At 54.5% G+C, this 18,010-nt stretch carries 16 protein-coding genes; 6 read left to right on the plus strand and 10 right to left on the minus strand.

Going from position 1 to position 18,010, the window contains the following annotated elements; translation table 11 throughout:
• Window positions 1-30: 30 nt before the first annotated feature.
• Window positions 31-1,080, minus strand: coding sequence for a tRNA preQ1(34) S-adenosylmethionine ribosyltransferase-isomerase QueA (gene queA, locus ACVBEJ_RS02335; RefSeq protein ID WP_447128090.1), 1,050 nt, complete (start codon window positions 1,078-1,080; stop codon window positions 31-33).
• Between the two features lie 515 nt (window positions 1,081-1,595).
• Between queA and ACVBEJ_RS02340 the strand changes: the two genes are divergently transcribed.
• Window positions 1,596-2,075, plus strand: a complete 480-nt coding sequence (locus ACVBEJ_RS02340) for a hypothetical protein (protein ID WP_447127986.1) — start codon at window positions 1,596-1,598, stop codon at window positions 2,073-2,075.
• A gap of 123 nt (window positions 2,076-2,198) precedes the next feature.
• On the opposite strand, the gene ACVBEJ_RS02345 is transcribed toward ACVBEJ_RS02340, so the two are convergent.
• Window positions 2,199-2,906, minus strand: a complete 708-nt coding sequence (locus ACVBEJ_RS02345) for a DUF3299 domain-containing protein (protein ID WP_447127987.1) — start codon at window positions 2,904-2,906, stop codon at window positions 2,199-2,201.
• A 189-nt stretch (window positions 2,907-3,095) separates the two neighbouring features.
• Here ACVBEJ_RS02345 and folE2 point away from each other — a divergent pair, with 189 nt between their 5' ends.
• The 4 genes from folE2 to ACVBEJ_RS02365 all read left to right on the plus strand — a co-directional run bounded on the left by folE2 (window position 3,096) and on the right by ACVBEJ_RS02365 (window position 6,322).
• A complete protein-coding gene (gene folE2, locus ACVBEJ_RS02350) occupies window positions 3,096-4,064 on the plus strand; it encodes a GTP cyclohydrolase FolE2 (RefSeq protein ID WP_447127988.1) in 969 nt (322 codons plus the stop codon).
• A gap of 14 nt (window positions 4,065-4,078) precedes the next feature.
• Window positions 4,079-4,609, plus strand: coding sequence for a MerC domain-containing protein (locus ACVBEJ_RS02355; RefSeq protein WP_447127989.1), 531 nt, complete (start codon window positions 4,079-4,081; stop codon window positions 4,607-4,609).
• Between the two features lie 85 nt (window positions 4,610-4,694).
• Window positions 4,695-5,030, plus strand: a complete 336-nt coding sequence (locus ACVBEJ_RS02360; protein WP_447127990.1) for a helix-turn-helix domain-containing protein — start codon at window positions 4,695-4,697, stop codon at window positions 5,028-5,030.
• Window positions 5,027-6,322 (plus strand): type II toxin-antitoxin system HipA family toxin, encoded by a 1,296-nt coding sequence (locus ACVBEJ_RS02365; RefSeq protein ID WP_447127991.1) that lies wholly within the window; start codon window positions 5,027-5,029, stop codon window positions 6,320-6,322. The genes ACVBEJ_RS02360 and ACVBEJ_RS02365 overlap by 4 nt, the downstream gene beginning before the upstream one ends.
• A gap of 338 nt (window positions 6,323-6,660) precedes the next feature.
• Here the strand turns inward: ACVBEJ_RS02365 and ACVBEJ_RS02370 are convergent, their stop codons facing one another.
• From ACVBEJ_RS02370 to hemH, 5 genes are all read right to left on the minus strand, one after another.
• A complete protein-coding gene (locus ACVBEJ_RS02370; RefSeq protein ID WP_447127992.1) occupies window positions 6,661-8,694 on the minus strand; it encodes a PhoX family protein in 2,034 nt (677 codons plus the stop codon).
• Window positions 8,695-8,765: 71 nt separating this feature from the next.
• A complete protein-coding gene (gene phrB, locus ACVBEJ_RS02375) occupies window positions 8,766-10,163 on the minus strand; it encodes a deoxyribodipyrimidine photo-lyase (RefSeq protein WP_447127993.1) in 1,398 nt (465 codons plus the stop codon).
• Window positions 10,164-10,173: 10 nt separating this feature from the next.
• The gene (locus ACVBEJ_RS02380) at window positions 10,174-11,133 is read right to left on the minus strand and encodes a DUF523 and DUF1722 domain-containing protein (RefSeq protein WP_447127994.1); all 960 of its coding nucleotides are present in this window, start codon (window positions 11,131-11,133) and stop codon (window positions 10,174-10,176) included.
• Window positions 11,134-11,255: 122 nt separating this feature from the next.
• Window positions 11,256-13,565, minus strand: coding sequence for a nitric-oxide reductase large subunit (locus ACVBEJ_RS02385; RefSeq protein ID WP_447127995.1), 2,310 nt, complete (start codon window positions 13,563-13,565; stop codon window positions 11,256-11,258).
• Between the two features lie 353 nt (window positions 13,566-13,918).
• Window positions 13,919-14,947, minus strand: a complete 1,029-nt coding sequence (gene hemH, locus ACVBEJ_RS02390) for a ferrochelatase (protein ID WP_447127996.1) — start codon at window positions 14,945-14,947, stop codon at window positions 13,919-13,921.
• A gap of 171 nt (window positions 14,948-15,118) precedes the next feature.
• Between hemH and nhaA the strand changes: the two genes are divergently transcribed.
• Entirely contained in the window at window positions 15,119-16,540 is a 1,422-nt protein-coding gene (nhaA, locus tag ACVBEJ_RS02395) for a Na+/H+ antiporter NhaA (RefSeq protein ID WP_447127997.1), read from the plus strand.
• A gap of 103 nt (window positions 16,541-16,643) precedes the next feature.
• Here the strand turns inward: nhaA and nfuA are convergent, their stop codons facing one another.
• From nfuA to ACVBEJ_RS02410, 3 genes are all read right to left on the minus strand, one after another.
• Entirely contained in the window at window positions 16,644-17,240 is a 597-nt protein-coding gene (nfuA, locus tag ACVBEJ_RS02400) for a Fe-S biogenesis protein NfuA (RefSeq protein ID WP_447127998.1), read from the minus strand.
• Window positions 17,241-17,323: 83 nt separating this feature from the next.
• The gene (locus ACVBEJ_RS02405) at window positions 17,324-17,710 is read right to left on the minus strand and encodes a type II toxin-antitoxin system VapC family toxin (RefSeq protein ID WP_447127999.1); all 387 of its coding nucleotides are present in this window, start codon (window positions 17,708-17,710) and stop codon (window positions 17,324-17,326) included.
• Complete coding sequence (locus ACVBEJ_RS02410) at window positions 17,707-17,952, minus strand: type II toxin-antitoxin system Phd/YefM family antitoxin (protein ID WP_447128000.1); 246 nt, start codon at window positions 17,950-17,952, stop codon at window positions 17,707-17,709. Before ACVBEJ_RS02410 ends, ACVBEJ_RS02405 begins: the two co-directional genes overlap by 4 nt.
• Between the last annotated feature and the right edge of the window lie 58 nt (window positions 17,953-18,010).

The following is an 18,010-nucleotide window of genomic DNA, read 5'->3' on the forward strand; positions in this document are numbered from 1 at the left end:
CGCCGCGCTGCGCTCGCGATGACGGGGTATCTATATATCTTCTTCCGGCGCCACCGGATTGCGACTAATCAACATCGCATCACCATAACTGAAAAAGCGGTATTGCTGTTCCACCGCCTGCCGATAGGCATTCATGGTATGGCCATACCCGGCAAAGGCACTCACCAGCATAATCAGGGTGGATTCCGGCAGGTGGAAGTTGGTCAGCAACACATCCACCACCCGGTATTCATAACCGGGGTAAATAAAAATATCCGTATCGCCGCTGTACGGCTCAATGGCACCATTGCGGGCCGCCGATTCCAGACAGCGCACACTGGTAGTGCCCACCGCAATCACTCGTTTGCCGCGTGCTTTGGTGTCCTGCACCTGCTGGCAAACCTCGGCCGTAACCTCCACCACTTCCGCGTGCATATGGTGGTCACGAATATCTTCCGCCCGCACTGGCTGAAAGGTGCCCGCCCCCACATGCAGGGTGACAAACGCCATATCAACACCTTTGGCCTTTAGCTGAGCGAGCAAGTCATCATCAAAGTGCAAACCCGCTGTGGGCGCCGCCACTGCACCGGGGTTTTGTGCGTACACAGTTTGGTAGCGCTCGCGGTCGTCGCTGTTGTCTTCCCGGTCAATATAGGGCGGCAGCGGCATATGGCCAATGGCTTCCAGCACCTCCAAGGCGCTGGCAGTTCCGGCAAACTCCAGCTCGAACAACTCCCCCTGGCGTCCCACCATCACAGCGCTGGCATCACCCTCAAACACAAGCCTGGTGCCGGGTTTGGGAGATTTACTGGCACGCACATGGGCCAGCAAGCGGCGGTCGTCCAGCAGGCGTTCTACCAGCACCTCTACCTTGCCACCGCTGTCCTTGCGGCCAAACAAGCGCGCCGGAATAACCTTGGTGTTGTTAAACACCAGCAAGTCACCGGGGTTTAGCTGATCAACGATATCCGGGAAGTGCCGATGAGCCAGCTCACCACTGGGCCCATCCAGGCACAGCAAACGGCTGCCCCGGCGCTCAATGGCGGGCTGGCGGGCGATGAGTTCATCCGGCAGGTGATAGTAAAACTGGTCTCGGCGCATGGGCGGCAACGGGTTGCAAAAAGGTCGCAAGGGTAGCGGAAAGCCATGCTTTTTTCCATTGACGAAGGAGCGCCCGCTGATATAATCCCCCGCCTGTGCCAGAGTGGTGAAATTGGTAGACACGACGGATTACATACCAGTGTCTTAAAAAAATGAGTCCGCCCCGTTAGTAATAGCGGGTGAAAAAATCGGGTGAATTGCTGGAAGGCTAAATCTAACTCACCGTTAGACAGGCTAATCAGCAGCCGAGCCAACAGAGTTGGAAGGTTCAGAGACTACCTGGGCGATTGCGAAATCGCTTAATAACAGGAAGTAGCTTGGCGTAGAAACCAAGTGAAACAGCGCCCGACATCCTCAACGCAATACTCGAGGATGATGATATAGTCCAGCCGCATCGAAAGATGTAGGGTAATTGTCAAAATCCGTTGCCTTCACGGGCGTGCCGGTTCAAGTCCGGCCTCTGGTACCATTTACAGCCCGCTACGCGGGCTTTATTTTCCACAAAAATGGTAGTCTTGATAAAAATGGTATCTGATGAAGAGCTTATTGATGCCTGTACAAAAGAGCTGACAATGGCGAAAGCCGCAGCTTCTCTGGACATGGCATTTATGACCTTCAAGCGCAGGGCGATCAAATTAAATTGCTACAAACCCAATCAGGGTGGCCGAGGAATAACCTCACCAAAACGTGGCAAAAACAATGGGAGGCGCATTCCATTGCAGGAGATACTCGCAGGCAAACACCCTCACTATCAAACCTTCAAACTCAAGAAACGTTTAATTGCAGAAGGAATTCTGGAGTGTCAGTGTGCCATTTGTGGCATTACCGAGTGGAATAAAAAATCAGGGCTTGAGCTGCCTACAATGTTAGATCACATTGATGGCAACAATCTCAATCACAAGTTAGAAAATCTTCGTATTGTCTGCGCCAATTGTGGGTTTCAATTAGAAACCCATGGCGGAAAAAACCAATTGCGGGCAAAAACCTCTCGATGACCCGCAAATTTCTATGCGCATATACCACCAACATGAAAAATGAACCGGCTAATAAGACTACACTGCATAAATCACCGTCATCACCGAACGAAATAATTTATATTTGCACGAATTCAAGCAACCCTACCTATCCACCTCTGGCGCGTCGCTGTACAGGCTAATCTGCGCCTCGGACATTGAGTAGGCAGAATTGACACCGCTTTTGCTCAGGTTGGTTGTGTGAGCGGTACCGGCCACCCACACAGGGGTAAACAGGTCATCCAGGTGAAAGCCCTGAGGGTGTTTTACGTGAATGATCTGATTGGGCGGTGGCGGCGGTTCGTGGATGCAGGCACCGAAATACGGCACCAGAAAGAACTCGGTCACGTTCTTGGGGCCATCCAGTTCAATGGGTACCATGAACCCCGGAACACGGATTAGCTGGCCATCGAGCTCTGGCCGTATTTTGCTGGACACCAGCGCTTGCTGAAACGCGCGACTGGCCTCGTCCAGTTTGCTGTTTTCATCGAGCTTAGAGTCATCCTGGGATAATCCCTGCAAAGGCAAGCTGTAATACTCCTCCTCACCGTCGTGGGTCACTTCCGGCGCATTGAGAATGGCCTGAAGATCGCTGTCGGGCATCAAATCCGTCCAGCTCAGGGTACGAAACAGCAGCCCTTCCGCCTCGGAAGGGCTGGCTGTTGACAGTGTTGAATCCGGTGTTGATCCGGCTATTGGCGCTGAATCTGTAGTTGGGGCTGGCGACGGCCACAGCAGGTATACAGCTATCGCCATCAGGCAAACGCCAGAGACAACACCCCAGCGCAATTTATTGATTGGTTCAGCAGACATCAGTGCAGTTTCCCAAGCCGGCAAAGCGGCGCAAATTAACAGATGGTTTCACTCTCGCCAACCTTGGTATGCGAATCCAACGCTTTTGTTCCCTCAATAAAAAAGAACCTATCGTTAGAGTGTTTTAACGTATACGACCTTTTAATTATGTTATAACATATCTTTTATTACTCATCAGTCCAATCACCCATGAACCAACCCATTCGCTCCCCGCTGCCCGATGTCGCGGCATTAGAACTTCCCGACGAGAACCAGGACAGCCTGGACTGGGTGGGCATGAAGCAAATCAGCCTGCCACTGATCGTAAACGACCGGGATATAGGCTGTTTTTCCGCATCGGCACAAGTGCAAACTTACGTCGATCTGAGTCAGAGCAAGTCAAAAGGCATTCATATGTCGCGCCTTTACCTGGCGCTGATGAAATTTGCGGAATCCGGTGCGTTGACGTTCAGTCGGCTCCATAAGCTGATGGAACAATTCCTGGACAGCCATCAGTCACTCAGCAGCCAAACGGTGCTCCATTTCAGCTTTGACAGCCTGATCAAGCGCCCTGCCCTGCTGAGTGGCAATAACGGCTGGAAGTCCTATGCCACACAAATTCGGACATCACTGAATACACAGGGGGCGGTTTTTGAGCTGGGTCTCAGCATCCCCTATTCCAGCACCTGCCCCTGTTCAGCTGCTTTGTCACGGCAAGTGCTGCGGCAGGCATTTGAAGAAGATTTCGCCCAGAGCACCCACATCGACAAACACCAGGTCGGCGAGTGGCTGCAATCCGAGCGCGGCAGCGTGGCCACACCTCACAGCCAACGGAGTTACGCCAACATTTGGGTAAAACTCGCTGCCGACACAGACCTGCTGCCCATCACTCAGCTGATCGGTGCGGTGGAAGAAGCCCTTCAAACCCCGGTCCAGACGGCGGTAAAACGGGAAGACGAGCAAGAGTTTGCACGCCGCAATGGTGCCAATCTGATGTTCTGCGAAGACGCCGCCCGCCGCCTGAAACAAGCGTTAAACCAGCAAGCTGACATCGTGGATTTCTGGGTGCAGGTAGACCACCGGGAAAGCCTGCATGCCCACGACGCCAGCGCCTATGCCAGCAAAGGCATCGACAGCGGCTACCGGCCAATCCCACAACCCGTTTTCAATTTTTCCTGACTACTGACGACAACATGACCACCATGCATTCTGCCTCTCTGCCTACCCTCAAAACCTCGGAAACACGCGACCGCATTGGTATCTGGGCTTCCAGCCTTTGCGCCATCCATTGCCTGCTTACCCCGGTTATTTTAATTGTGGCTGCGGATTTTGCCGGCATCTGGGCGCACCCGTCAGCCCATTGGGTATTGGCGGCCATCACCATTCCCCTGGCCGCCGGGGTTATCTTGAAAGGCTATAAACACCACAACAAAAAATGGGTAGCAACCTGTGCTGGCCTGGGCATTGTATTTATCTTTTCCAGCCTGTTGGCACCGATATTGAGCCCGGCAGAAGCGGCCGCCGCGCCAACCTGTGAAAACGGCTGCTGCCCTTCCCTTCGCCACAGCGCCGAAGGCAACAGCGTTTTCAACTTCCCCCTGCCAAGTATTCTGAGCACTCTTGGTGGGCTATTACTGGTTGCCGCACACATCGGAAATATTTTCTTCAACCGCTGCCACCTGAATGGCAGCCACGAATGCCCCTGTGAACCAAACCCTGGATAGATCGTCCCATAGAAAACTCACATAAATAAATCATTTATGATTTATAAAATGGATATTACGCCATTTATATATCATAATTGATCACATGGATATAGATAACTTCACACCAGAAGCTAGCGCTCTACAAGAGCTGGGCACTCGCCTGGCCCGCATCCGCAAGCAACGCGGCTACAGCCAACAACGGCTCGCTGACGAAGCTGGCATTGGCGTGGCCACTCTGCGGCGCATTGAAGATGGCCGCGACAGTCAGCTGAGCTCCTGGATCAAGCTGCTAAAAGCCTTGCAGATGACCAGCGCCATCGACACCCTGTTGCCAGAGTTCTTCCAATCCCCAATGGCGGAAGTAAAAGCACAGAGTAAGAAACACCGCCATCAGGTATCAGAACCCGGCAGCAGCCCATGGCTGGATGAACAGCCATGACCACCGCCACGGTCAAACTCTGGGGCACCGTCATCGGTTATGTTTCCATGAACCAGGGCGAAACCTTTGCCCGCTTTGAATACGACCCATTATTCGCCAGCCACGGCATTGAACTGGCACCCCTGGCCATGCCCGCAAACGCCGGGCATATTTACCAGTTCACTGATTTGCATCCCCGCTCGTTCCACGGCTTGCCAGGGCTGTTGGCTGATAGCCTGCCGGACAGGTACGGCAACAAGTTGATTGATGTATGGCTGGCGCAAACCGGCCGCAGCAGCCAGCATTTCAACGCTGTGGACCGGCTTTGCTACACCGGCACCCGCGGCATGGGGGCCTTGGAATTTGAGCCCGCTACCGGTCTGCAACAAAACGCCGACAAAGCACTGGATGTTCAGCAGTTGGTGGAGTTGGCATCCATGGCATTTGCCAATCGGCAAACGCTGGACACCCACCTGTCAGAGGGCAGCGATCAAGGTTTGCTGGATATCCTCAGCGTTGGCACCTCCGCCGGTGGCGCCCGCGCCAAGGCAGTGATTGCCTTTAATCCGCAAACAGGGCAGGTTCGCAGTGGTCAGCTGCAACTGCCCGCCGACTTTGAACACTGGCTGATCAAGTTCGACGGTGTGGAGTTTAATGGCGATTGGGGAGTGGCTGACCCTGCGGGTTATGGCCTATTGGAGTACAGCTATTACCAAATAGCCAAAGCCTGTGGTGTCGATATGATGGAAAGCCGCCTGTTCCGGGAGAACGGCCGCAGCCACTTTATGACCCGCCGTTTTGACCGCAGCAATAACAGCCAGAAATTATTTGTGCAAACCCTGGGAGCACTTGCACACTTTGATTATTGGGAGAGCGGGCATTACTCCTATGAGCAACTGTTTATGGTGATGAAACAGCTACAGATACCCCTGGCCAGTATCGAGCAGCAATTCCGTCGCGCAATGTTCAACCTGGTGGGCTGCAACCAGGACGACCACGTCAAAAACTTTTCCTTCACCATGAATCGCAGCGGCCAGTGGAACATCGCTCCCGCTTACGACCTGTGCCACGCACAAGGCAGTCATTTTACCCGCAACCACCAGCTCAGCATCAACGGTAAAACCAACAATTTTGAGATGGCGGACTTAAAACACCTGGCAGCCTACGCAGGCCTGCCGCGGGGCCGGGAAAAGCGCATTCTGGATGAAGTGCTGGAAGGTTTTTCACGCTGGCCACAGTTGGCGTCAGAGCTGGAGATACCTCAACGTCTGCAAGAGCATGTGCTGCGAACGCTAAGAATGCATTGGTATTAAACCGGCAACCTTACAGGTTGCGTCACTGCTGTCCCATAAACTTTAAGTTTTTATCCCTGAATCACAGGAAAAATAAAGCCGTCAAAGAGTTTGGGTTCGCGGCAGACATGAATTGGGTATTGCTTGCTGTGACGCGCCGTAAACCCATCCATGGGGGCTCGAAGTCAGCATCCTTGCTGACCACGGTCACATCAAGCAATACCCAATTCATGTTGTTCGAGTTTGTGGGACAGCAATGAGGTTGTGTTAAATAATGCGACACAGGTATGTGCCGCCGCTGGCGCAGCCAGCGCGGGGTTAATAGTAATGAGCACAGCGCGTCCTGTCACCCGCCCGGTTTATCCTCCGATCTTGCCACCACCCTTTTTGGTAATCGCCACCACCGATGGCCGTGGTGGGTTATTGGGGTCAAAATCCGGCCAGCGGGTGCCGGGGTTGCCGTAGTTGGAATCGGGGGTATCGCCGGGGTGTTGCACCGCCACAAAAAACGTTTCCCCGTCGGGAGAAAAACAGGGGCCGCAGGCTTCCGCCCCTCTCGGGCAACCGAAAAAATGGCGTGTCAGGGCGCGTTGTTCGCCAGTGGTTTCACAGGCCCAGACACCATCGTGCACCGGGGCTTGCTGTCCATCAGTGGTGCGGTTTTTCGGGAAGCCATCCGTACTGATCCACATACGCCCTGACGGGTCAAAGGCCACATTATCCGGGTTGGCAAACCAGCCATCGCGACTCACGCCGTGGTGGTAACGGCCACGCTTGGAGCTGTCCGGGTGGTCCGGGTCACCGGCCAGGATAAACATGTCCCATTCAAAATGGCTGGCCAGATGGTCGCGACTGCCATCAATGCCCGGTGGCAAAATTTCCACAATCTGCCCCCAGCGATTGTCCGCACGGGGGTTGGCCGGGTCGGTTTTTTCCGCAGTGCGCTCGCTGTTATTGGTGAGCATTACATAGGTGCGGCCGGTAACCGGGTTGGTTTCAATATCTTCCGGTCGGTCCATGGGCGTAGCGCCCAGCAATCGGGCAACAAGGCGGGCTTCAATCAACGCCTCTTGCGGATCATTGAGTTTGGTAAACGCCGGTGACGCCCAGCCGCTTTCCTGCAACTCAACGCTAATCCACTCCCCGACACCATTGGGGTGAAATTTGGCAGCGTACAAATCTCCCTCTGCCAGCAGCTCCATATTTGCCTGGCGATTGTTTTTGTCGTAATGGCCTTTGGACACAAATTTGTAAATAAACTGGTGTTTACCGTCATCACCGGAATAAGCCACTACCGGCTTGCCGTGCTCCGCAACGATGGTGGCCCCTTCGTGAGAAAAGCGCCCCAGGGCTGTGCGTTTTTTGGGAACGGAGTTGGGGTCGTAAGGGTCCAGCTCCACCATCCAGCCGAAGCGGTTAAATTCTCTGGGCTCTTTTTCGATATTGAAGCGATCGTAAAAATCCGCCCAGCGATAAAAAGAACGGCGACCTTTTATTTCAGGTATCTGGTTGGCGCGTTCTTCTTCGCTCAGATCCGGGTCGTTATCTACGTACTGGTAGTAGCCTGCACCAAAAGCGCCGTAGTTGCGGCGCTCGCCGGGTGCCTTGTTGTCGGCAATCACCTGATCGCCGTCGAAGTAACTCTGAAAATTTTCCTCGGCAATAAGAACCGTGCCCCAGGGGGTAACGCCACCGGCACAGTTGCCGAGAGTACCAAAAACCTTGCGCCCGGTAGGGTCTGCGTTGGTTTGCAAGCGGCGATGGCCCGCCGCAGGGCCGGTCAACTCCATTTCCGTATGAGCACTGATACGGCGGTTGTAGGGGCTGTCTTTGATGGACTGCCACTGGCCATCCACTTTTTTGATTTCAATCACCGAATGGCCGTGGGCGGCCATTTCAACATCCACCTGCTCACGGCTGGCGTGGCGCTGAGGGTCGTTCTTTTTAACGCCGGGAAACATCAGGTGAGAAGACGTAAATTCATGGTTCACACACAGCAGTCCGTGGTCGCTGTTAGCGGAGCCCAATGGCAACGGCAGAAAGCCGATAAAGTCGTTGTTGTAACCAAACTGCTGGAGCTGGCTGTGGGCATCGCGCACCCCGCCACTGAAATTATCCGGCGCGTCAGGCAACACAGGGTCGCCCCAGCGAATCAACACATCGGCGCTGTAACCGTCCGCCACATGGTGAGAGGCATCGTAACCGTGAGGCAGTTCTTTAAACTCCAGGGCAGCGGGTTTTCCTTTGTCGCCGTTGCAACCACTCAAAGCCAGTGTGACGGAACCACCGGCAACTGCGGCAGTGGTCGCCCCCAGCCCTTTCAGGGCAGAGCGGCGGGACAGGCGGCGCTGAAGAATCTGATCGAATGTTTCAGAAATGACATCAGTAGACATAGGTATATGGCTCTATGAAAAACACACAGAGTCTAAGGGCACAATGTTTCCATAAAATGAATCGGAATCGGTTATTTGAAAAAATCCAAAGCCCGTTGTCGTGCCAGCCTATAGTCCAATAACGGCTGAGGATAACCCAGCCGGTCGCGAACCGCAGCGTCCGGGTTATGAATCTGCCTGCTGTCCAGAGACGCCAACTCCGGCACAAACTTGCGAATAAAAGCCCCCTCCGAATCAAATTTTTGCGATTGCTTTTCCGGGTTAAAAATCCGAAACCAGGGGGAGGCATCGCAGCCAGTAGATGAACTCCACTGCCAGCCGCCGTTGTTGGAGGCGAAATCCCCGTCCAGCAAAGTCGCCATAAAAAACTGCTCGCCGACTCGCCAATCGTGAAGCATCAGTTTGCAGAAAAAGCTGGCACTGAGCATACGCAGGCGATTGTGCATCCAGCCGGTTTGCTGCAACTGGCGCATGGCGGCGTCGATGATTGGAAAACCGGTTTGACCCTGCTGCCAAGCGGCTATTTGCTGTGGGTCATGGAGCCATTGCACCTGGGCCATAGCGGTGCGAAACGGCTGATTTTTCCCCAAATACGGGAAACACACCATCAGGTAACGGTAGAATTCCCGCCAGCACAGCTCCCGCAACCAAACGCTTTCCCGCCAATCCCAACCTTGCTCAAATGCGTTTTGCTGAATCCATTGCAGGCAGCGGCGAACGCCAAGCAAACCCGAGGCCAGGTACGGTGACAAGGTACTTGTGCCATTCATTGCCGGGTAATCGCGAGCATCACTGTACGTTGGCAAACGATGGCAAAAAGCCGCCAGTTTCTGACGTGCGGCAGCTTCGCTGCCTGGCCATAGATCATCCCGATAGTTTGGCGCTGCGCCGGGCAGTGGCTTTACCGGTTCGGGGATTGGTAACGGCTCAGCAACCACTTCTGGCACCGCCAATGGTTCTGTAAATTGTCGCTGCAATTGCATCAGCCACGCCTTGTACCAGGGGGTAAATACCCGGTAGTACCCTCCCTGCCCATTGACAATGGGTTCAGGCAACAACAGTTCGTTGCAAAAACTCTGGCAGGGAATCCCTGCGCTTTTCAGGGTTTGCACAACCGCCTGGTCGCGCTGTTGTTCGTTAATAAACAACTCCCGGTTAAACCACAACTCACATATGCTGTGTTGCCCGCAATAGTTGGCGATAGCGCTGGGCAGGTCGCCGAATAGTGGCACCTGTAATGTATCAAGGGCTATGCCCAGGCTCGCCAGTTGCCGCTGCAAATTCTGCAAGGCATCGCTGCGCAGGGCCAGTTTTGCCGGGGCTTCGCTGTGAATGTGCCACTGTTCCGGGGTGGCGCAGTAAATGGCCCGCACCGGTTTGCCCTCGCTGCGGGCATGGTGACAGGCGTGGTACAAGGCGGGGTTGTCGTCGAGCCGCAGGTCGTTGCGAAACCAAACCAGATGAGTCATGGCAATCTGTTCAAACCTGATTTCTCAAAGCCAGCTTATCTGGGTAGGGCTGTAAATAGCGCTGGCTGCGAATGTAATCACTGCCGTATTGCTCAAGGTGGTGACGCAGCAGTGTAACAGGTGCAATCAGAGGCACCTGACCGCTCCGGTAACTGTTCACCACATCGACAATATCCTGGCGCAATGGCCCTGGCACACTGTCTTTCAGGTAACCCAGCATATGCAACAGTGTATTGGCGTGCCCCTTGCGCCGGGCGGGTTTGTCGATAGCGGCAAAAAGCCGGGTGGCGTAGTCGTCTATTACCTGCTGCAGGGGCTGGCTGTGGCCGTTGGCGAGCATGCGGCCAATATCCCGGTAGGCACTGTAGCTGTGGGCCATAACCAGGTATTTGTAGCGACTGTGGAATTGCAGCAGGTTGTGGTAGCTGGGCTGCGCGCGAACCTGATGCCGAAAGTCGCTGTGAGTGTAGACCCGCAGAATAAAGTTCTCCCGCAGCTGAGGGTCGTTGAGGCGCCCCTCCTCCTCCATCGGCAACAATGGCCATTGCTCCAGAACCGCTTTGGTAAATAGCCCCGGGCTTTTTTGCTCGTTGGGATGGCCATTTTCCCGATAGACTTTAATCCGCTCCAGCCCGCAACTGGGGGAATTTTTCATCAGGATATAGCCATCCATCTGCGCCATATTCGGCAATTGATTTTGAAAGCCGGCAATCAGCTGCGGAGCCAGATTTTCAGAGCCTTCAGACAGCTGCAATTGCGGATTTTCCGGTTCTCCCACCAGGCGCATGGTGGGCCTTGGAGTGCCAAAACCAGCGGCCACTTCCGGGCAAAAGGGGCGGAACTCAAAATATTGATTAAGGGTTTGCAGGCACAACTTTGACTGACTGTGGCCACCGTTGTAACGCACCGGTTGTCCCACCAGACAGGCACTGACACCAACGAATATGGGGTTGAGTTGCGGCATAGCCATAAGCGGACAATCTGAATCGGGTTATTGTTGCCGCAATTATTGTCTGCTCGTTGTGATAAATGTGTGAAGGGGTTTGGGGGAATTTAAAAGTACGCCCACCGCAGTGGTGGGCGTTGAGAAAGTCAATCACTGCATGAACCGCAACAGTAATCTACCCCGTGCTGGGGCTTTTTCGCTGCCTGGGCATCGGCTTTGGGCTGATTGAGGTTAAACACCCCTTTCACCACCTGCCAGGTCACCGCCAGGGCGCCGACAATAAATACCACATCGCCAATGGTTCTCACCCAGCGAAGGGTAACAAGCACATCGCTTTGCATCAGCGCCTCACTGCGGGCGTACCACAAGCCCTGGGAAGCACTGGCGACAAACTGGATGATTCCCACCGGCAACAGACTGGTAAACAGCATCAAACCCAGGCCGATATTGAGCCACCAGAACGCCGTCTTCATGGTTTTTTCGTCGAATTCCAACTGCGGGCGAATATACCGCAGCACCAGCAGTACAAAGCCGAGCGCAAGGAAGCCGTACACACCAAACAGCGCGCCATGAGCATGGGTGGCCGTGGTGTTCAAACCCTGAATGTAATACAGCGAAATGGGCGGATTAATGGTAAAGCCCAATACACCGGCACCCAGCATGTTCCAGAAGGCCACGGCTACAAAAAACATCAGCGGCCATTTGACGCGACTCATCCAGGGTGCGCGCTCTTTCAACCGGTAGTGCTCCCAGGCCTCGTAACCCAGCACAATCAGCGGCACCACTTCAAGCGCGCTGAAGGTGGCCCCTACCGCCATCACCGGCGTTGTGGTGCCGGAAAAATACAGGTGGTGAAAGGTACCGGGCACACCGCCCAACAAAAACAGCGATGCAGATGCCAGCGATGCAACTGTCGCCATGCGCTTTGATACCAGGCCCATACTGCAAAATATAAACGCCAGTGCAGTGGTGGCAAACACTTCAAAAAAGCCTTCTACCCACAGGTGCACAATCCACCAGCGCCAGTATTCCATCACCGAGATGTGGGTGCGTTCACCGTAGAAAAACCCGGCACCGTAAAACAGCCCAATGGCAATAACAGACGCGGCAAACAGCGCCAACAGATTTTTATCACCCTTCTGTTGCAGGGCGGGAACAATGCAGCGCAACATCAGCACCAGCCACAGCAGGATTCCCACAAATTTGCCGATTTGCCAGATTCGCCCCAGATCAACAAATTCATAGCCTTGGTGCCCCAGCCAGAAGTTCAGGTTTGCCGGCAATAACTGGGCAATGGCCAGATAGTTGCCGATAAAAGAACCGGCCACCACAACAATCAACGCCCAGAACAACACATCAACACCCAGTTTTTGATACCTGGGGTCTTTGCCACCGTTAATCACCGGGGCCAGGAATAGCCCCGCCGCCAAAAAGCCGGTGGCAATCCAGAACAGCGCGGCCTGAATGTGCCAGGTGCGCACCAGGCTGTAGGGGAACCACTCTGAGGTTTGAATGCCGTAGAAGCCCTGCCCTTCCACCGTATAGTGAGCGGTAAAGCCCCCTAAAAATACCTGGAAGGTAAACAGCGCCACCACCACGAACAGGTATTTGCCCAGCGCTTTCTGGGAGGCGGTGAGCACGAACCCGGCAATGGGGTCAGACGCCGGAGCCGGCGGGTGGTCTTCTTCCTTGCGCAAAAACGACCAGGCCCACACCAGGGCGCCAATTCCCGCCACCAGCAACACCACACTGATCACCGACCAGACCACGTTTTCTGCGCTGGGGCGGTTGTCGATCAGCGGCTCGTGTGGCCAGTTATTGGTATAGGTTGCACCACCATCAGTGCGCTCGGTGGCAGCGGCCCAGGCGGTCCAGAAGAAAAACCGGGTCATTTGCTGACGGCGCTCGGCGCTGGGCAAAGTGACCTCTTTCATGGCGTAATGGTCGCGAGTTTGCTGCAACTCTGGCGCACCACCAAACAGCGCATCATAGTAAGCAGCGGTCTTGTCGAGCGCCTGAACACGGCGGTCAGACAAGGTGGCAATCTGCTGCTCAGGGTCGTAACTGTTGGTGCGATAGTCCTGCTTCAGGTCGAAGCGAAGCGCCAGTTGCTGTTTTTCCGCCAGCGCGTCATAGGGCTTTCCAAACTGCTGCTGAGAAGCAATTTCCAGCCAGTGAAGCAGCTCCCGGTGAAGCCAGTCCGCCGTCCAGTCCGGTGCCTGATACGCCCCGTGCCCCCAAATGGAACCCAGCTGCATACCGCCCACAGACTGCCAGGCAGTCTGGCCATCGAGAATATCGCTGTCGCCAAACAGCACCCTGCCCGAGTCACTTTTAAACTGTTTCGGAATGGGCGGCGCCTCCCGGTAAACCTCGGCACCAAAGTAACCCAGCAGTGCAAACGTGACCGCGAGCACCCCGATCAACGTCCACCACAGCTTTTTATAGCCATTCATAATCTTCTCCAAAAGGTTTTATCCGGCCAGCCAAATTGCACCGACACTTAAGATGCATTCAAAATACAACTTAAAGGGATTTTAAACGGTTTATAAAAAGATGCAATAAAAATACATGTTTTATGAGGCTAGACCCCCGTCATTGCGAGGAAGCAGTGCGACCGCGGCAATCTCGTTGGTGTTGCAGAGGGTTTGAACCTGGCAGTTACCGGCAGGAGATCGCCGCGCTGCGCTCGCGATGACGGAATGAATGGCGACACCCCGTCATTGCGAGGGAGCGCAGCGACCGCGGCAATCTCGTCCAGTGTGGCAGAGGGTTTGAATGTGGCAGTTACCGGCAGGGGATCGCCGCGTTACGGTGACGGAGCCGAGTACTCCTCAACCAACCGGGCCATCATGTCGATGTGCTGCGGCGAGTCGTTCAGGCAAGGAATATAGTGGAATTGCTCACCACCGGCGGCGATAAATGCATGCTGGTTTTCACCCTGAATTTCTTCCAGGGTTTCCAGGCAGTCGGCGGAAAAACCAGGGCAGATTACCGCCACATGCGTAACCCCCTGCTCCGGCAAGGCTTGCAGGGTTTTGTCCGTATAGGGCTGCAACCAGGGGGCTTTGCCAAAGCGGGATTGAAAGGTGGTTAACACCTGCCCGTCATCCAGCTCCAAACGCTCGCGCACCAGGCGGGTGGTCTGCACACAGTAGCAATAGTAGGGGTCGCCCTGCTCCAGATAGCGCTGGGGCGTACCGTGGTAAGAAAACACCCAGCGCTGGGGCGTGCCCTGCTGCTGTATATGCTGCTGCACTGATGCACAAAGCGCATCGATATAAGCCGGGTGATTCTGGTACCCATTGATAAAGTTGAGCTGCGGCAGCCAACGATAGCCGCTCAAAACCCGGCTCAATTCGTCGAAGGTGGAACCCGTGGTACTGCCACTGTATTGAGGGTAAAGAGGCAACACAATCAGCTGGCGAACTCCCTGTTGCGCCAGCTCATCCAGGGCGGCACTGATGGACGGGTTTCCGTAGCGCATGCCCAGCACCACCTTCAGCTTGCCTTCCCCTTGTCGGTGATCCAGCCGTGCTTGCAATTCAGCGGCTTGACGACGGGAAATAGCCAGCAACGGCGAGCCTTGTTCCGTCCATATCTGCCGATACAAGCTGGCGGAGGCGCGCGGACGCAGGGGCAAAATAAACAGGTGCAGGATAAGCCACCATAGTAACCTGGGGATTTCCACCACACGCGGGTCGCTTAAGAACTGCCGCAAATAACGGCGCAACGCTTTGGGCGTGGGCGCATCCGGCGTGCCCAGATTGGTCAGCAAAACCCCTGCCGGCGGTGGCGGCTGGTCGTGTGGTGGTGTGGTCTGGCCTGTATAGCCCATAATCTGACTCGCTTATTATTGACCTGGCAGGGTAACGGCTTTATTGCAGAGTGCAAGTGAAGGTTGTGTCAAGAAAGAACCTGCCCTTTACACATACCTTCACGGTATTGACCACAGAACCCTTTTTTGTGTTTGATAGGCGGCCATTGGTCATCGATCCTCGGAGAATTTATGGACGAACACCAGATTGTCACCCCCAAACCGCGCAAGGGCAGGGTTTACAACGCCCCTTGGGAGAAAGCGTTTGACCGCATACTGACGCCCTTTGAGGAGTTTATTCACCGCCAGACCACCAGTGGCGTATTGCTGATGATCTGCGCCATTATCGCCCTGATTATCGCCAACAGCCCCTGGTTTGAACCCTACAGCGCATTTCTGGCCACCAAAACCGGCTTTGCCTTTGGTGACAGCGGCATGAAGATGACCGTACACCACTGGGTGAATGACGGCCTGATGGCGTTCTTCTTCTTCCACGTTGGTCTGGAGCTGAAGCGGGGCTTTCTGGTAGGCGAACTGTCCAGCGTCAAGCAGGCATCGCTGCCCATTATGGCCGCCATTGGCGGCATGTTGGTACCCGCCTCCATCTATTTTGCCCTCAACCCAAGCGGCCCCGCCGCCGCTGGCTGGGGCATCCCCATGGCTACCGACATCGCCTTTGCCGTGGGCACCTGCGCCCTGCTGGGCGGGCGGGTACCCAAAAGCCTGATCGCCTTCCTGGTGGCCCTGGCTATTGTCGACGACTTGGGCGCCATCGCTGTTATCGCCATTTTCTACACAGAAACCATCAACCATTCATCCCTGCTGCTGTCGCTGTTGTGTATCGCCCTGTTGTGGTTCCTGAACTGGTGGGGTATTCGCCGCTCTTTACCTTACCTGTTAGTAGGTGCCGCCCTGTGGTTTGAGCTGCATGCGGCGGGTATTCACGCCACCCTTGCAGGAGTGATTACCGCCTTTGCGGTACCGGCAAAACCCAAGTACAACCCGGTGGCGTTCAGCTCTCAGGTAAAAGACATTATCAAGCGCTTTGACAGCAGTTATCGCCCTGGGGAAAACACCATGCGCAACGAAAAAATGCGCGCCTACGTTCACGCCCTCGCAGACGGCGCAAACCTGGCAGAAGCGCCGTTGCAACGCCTTGAAACCTCACTGCACTTGCCAGTGACCTACATCGTCATTCCTATTTTTGCCCTCGCCAATGCAGGCATTCCCCTGTCCGGTTTTGTTGATGGTGATACCAATATTCTCAACAATATCACTCTGGGTATTGCCCTGGGCCTGGTGGTGGGCAAACTGATCGGCGTAACCGGCGCCACCTGGGTGGGCTGGAAACTCGGCCTGGGCGAACTTCCCAGCGGCTGCAACTTTATGCACATAATCGGCGTTGGCTTCCTGGCTGGCATCGGCTTTACCATGTCTATTTTTATTGCCGAACTCGCGTTTAAAGGCAGTACGGACGGACTGGTACTGGCCAAGGCAGGAGTCATCATCGCCTCACTGCTGGCGGGAATTGCCGGGTTTATCTGCTTGAAGAAGGCTTCTCCGAAGCCAGAGGAAGATGAAGGGGAAAAGGATTCTAAAGAGGCAACTGACTAATCGATTTACGTCATCCTGAGCGCAGCGAAGGATCTCAATGCTTGATTGACAATGAGATCCTTCGCTGCGCTCAGGATGACAGGAAAGAGTATTGACGCTTAAATCACTGATAATACGCCGACGACTTGTCGCTGTGGTCGGTAATATCCCGCACTCCTTCCAGCTCGGGAATTTGATCCATCAGGGATTTTTCCACGCCATCTTTCAACGTCAAATCCACCGCACTGCACCCCTGGCAACCGCCACCGAAACGCAGTACGGCAATATTGCCGTCCATCATTTCCAGCGACACATTGCCGCCGTGGGCCGCCAGGCCAGGGTTTACTTCGCTGTACAGCACATAATTGATTTTGTCTTCAATGGGGCTGTCGTCCGAGACTTTTGGCATGCGTGAATTGGGGGCGCGAATGGTGAGTTGGCCGCCCATTTTGTCTGGCGAGTAATCCACTTTCGCCTCATCCAGAAAAGGAATGCTGCGCTCCTCGAACCAGGCGTCAAAACCATTGAGGGGCATTTTGCTGTCACCGTCTTTTTCTTCGCCAGGGCGACAATAGGCAATGCAGGTTTCCGCCTTGGGCGTACCGGGGTCGGAAACAAACATGCGAATGCCAATGCCCTCGGCATCCTGTTTGGCCAACAAGCCGGCAAGATATTCCTGGGCAGATTCAGTGATGGTGATATTGGGTAGTGATGAGGTCATTACAGGCAAACCTGACATATCCGAGTAAATTAGTCATGTATTCTAACCGCGACTTTTTTCAGGGACAAGGATCAGGGGGCGTTTTATACGACCTGAATGGGCCCTGGATAGAGAGCAACCTTTGCATCGGCAGTGAGAAGCGTAACTCCCTCAACCAACGACTGAGCAACCAGAATTCGGTCAAACGGGTCTTTGTGGATAGCGGGCAAGCCGCCTGTAGCTAAAGCGTGCCCACTGGTTATGGGTAGTTCGCTGTAGCCATTATCCAGCAAGCCACGGCGCAATACATGCACATCCACCTGAAAATCCGCTCTGCCCAAGCCATGTTTAATAGTGATTTCCCACAGGCTTGCAGCACTAAAAAAAAGCTCGTTATTGCTGTCGTCCAATAGCGGCAATACCTTTGCCGATAGTCTTTCCGGGTTTCCCGCAGCCCACAGCAGCACATGAGTATCCAGCAACAACTTCACTGGAAATCACCAAATAATTGCTCAATCTGTTCAGCGCCCATTTCGTCAAAGTCTTCGGGAACTTGAATTTGCTCAGCCATAAAGCCCAATCGCTGTGCTTTATCACCATCCTGCACAGATAGCGACACAACCTTGACCAGCGGCTTACCTGCCTTGGCGATAACAAACGGCTCTCCGTTAACAGCCTGCTCAATCAAACGGGAAAGGTGGGTTTTGGCTTCGTGAATATTAACGGTTTGCATAACAACTCCAACTAAACTAAGTTTGATTAGTTTAGTCCACAAAAAACAAAGTAACAAA

Source organism: Porticoccus sp. GXU_MW_L64, assembly GCF_052983295.1.

Bases quoted from the DNA above. Each gene is read 5' to 3' on its own strand.
- queA (WP_447128090.1), bottom strand. From the start codon at position 1,080: ATGCGCCGAGACCAGTTTTACTATCACCTGCCGGATGAACTCATCGCC.
- ACVBEJ_RS02345 (WP_447127987.1), bottom strand. From the start codon at position 2,906: ATGTCTGCTGAACCAATCAATAAATTGCGCTGGGGTGTTGTCTCTGGC.
- folE2 (WP_447127988.1), top strand. From the start codon at position 3,096: ATGAACCAACCCATTCGCTCCCCGCTGCCCGATGTCGCGGCATTAGAA.
- ACVBEJ_RS02355 (WP_447127989.1), top strand. From the start codon at position 4,079: ATGACCACCATGCATTCTGCCTCTCTGCCTACCCTCAAAACCTCGGAA.
- ACVBEJ_RS02360 (WP_447127990.1), top strand. From the start codon at position 4,695: ATGGATATAGATAACTTCACACCAGAAGCTAGCGCTCTACAAGAGCTG.
- ACVBEJ_RS02365 (WP_447127991.1), top strand. From the start codon at position 5,027: ATGACCACCGCCACGGTCAAACTCTGGGGCACCGTCATCGGTTATGTT.
- ACVBEJ_RS02370 (WP_447127992.1), bottom strand. From the start codon at position 8,694: ATGTCTACTGATGTCATTTCTGAAACATTCGATCAGATTCTTCAGCGC.
- phrB (WP_447127993.1), bottom strand. From the start codon at position 10,163: ATGACTCATCTGGTTTGGTTTCGCAACGACCTGCGGCTCGACGACAAC.
- ACVBEJ_RS02380 (WP_447127994.1), bottom strand. From the start codon at position 11,133: ATGGCTATGCCGCAACTCAACCCCATATTCGTTGGTGTCAGTGCCTGT.
- ACVBEJ_RS02385 (WP_447127995.1), bottom strand. From the start codon at position 13,565: ATGAATGGCTATAAAAAGCTGTGGTGGACGTTGATCGGGGTGCTCGCG.
- hemH (WP_447127996.1), bottom strand. From the start codon at position 14,947: ATGGGCTATACAGGCCAGACCACACCACCACACGACCAGCCGCCACCG.
- nhaA (WP_447127997.1), top strand. From the start codon at position 15,119: ATGGACGAACACCAGATTGTCACCCCCAAACCGCGCAAGGGCAGGGTT.
- nfuA (WP_447127998.1), bottom strand. From the start codon at position 17,240: ATGACCTCATCACTACCCAATATCACCATCACTGAATCTGCCCAGGAA.
- ACVBEJ_RS02410 (WP_447128000.1), bottom strand. From the start codon at position 17,952: ATGCAAACCGTTAATATTCACGAAGCCAAAACCCACCTTTCCCGTTTG.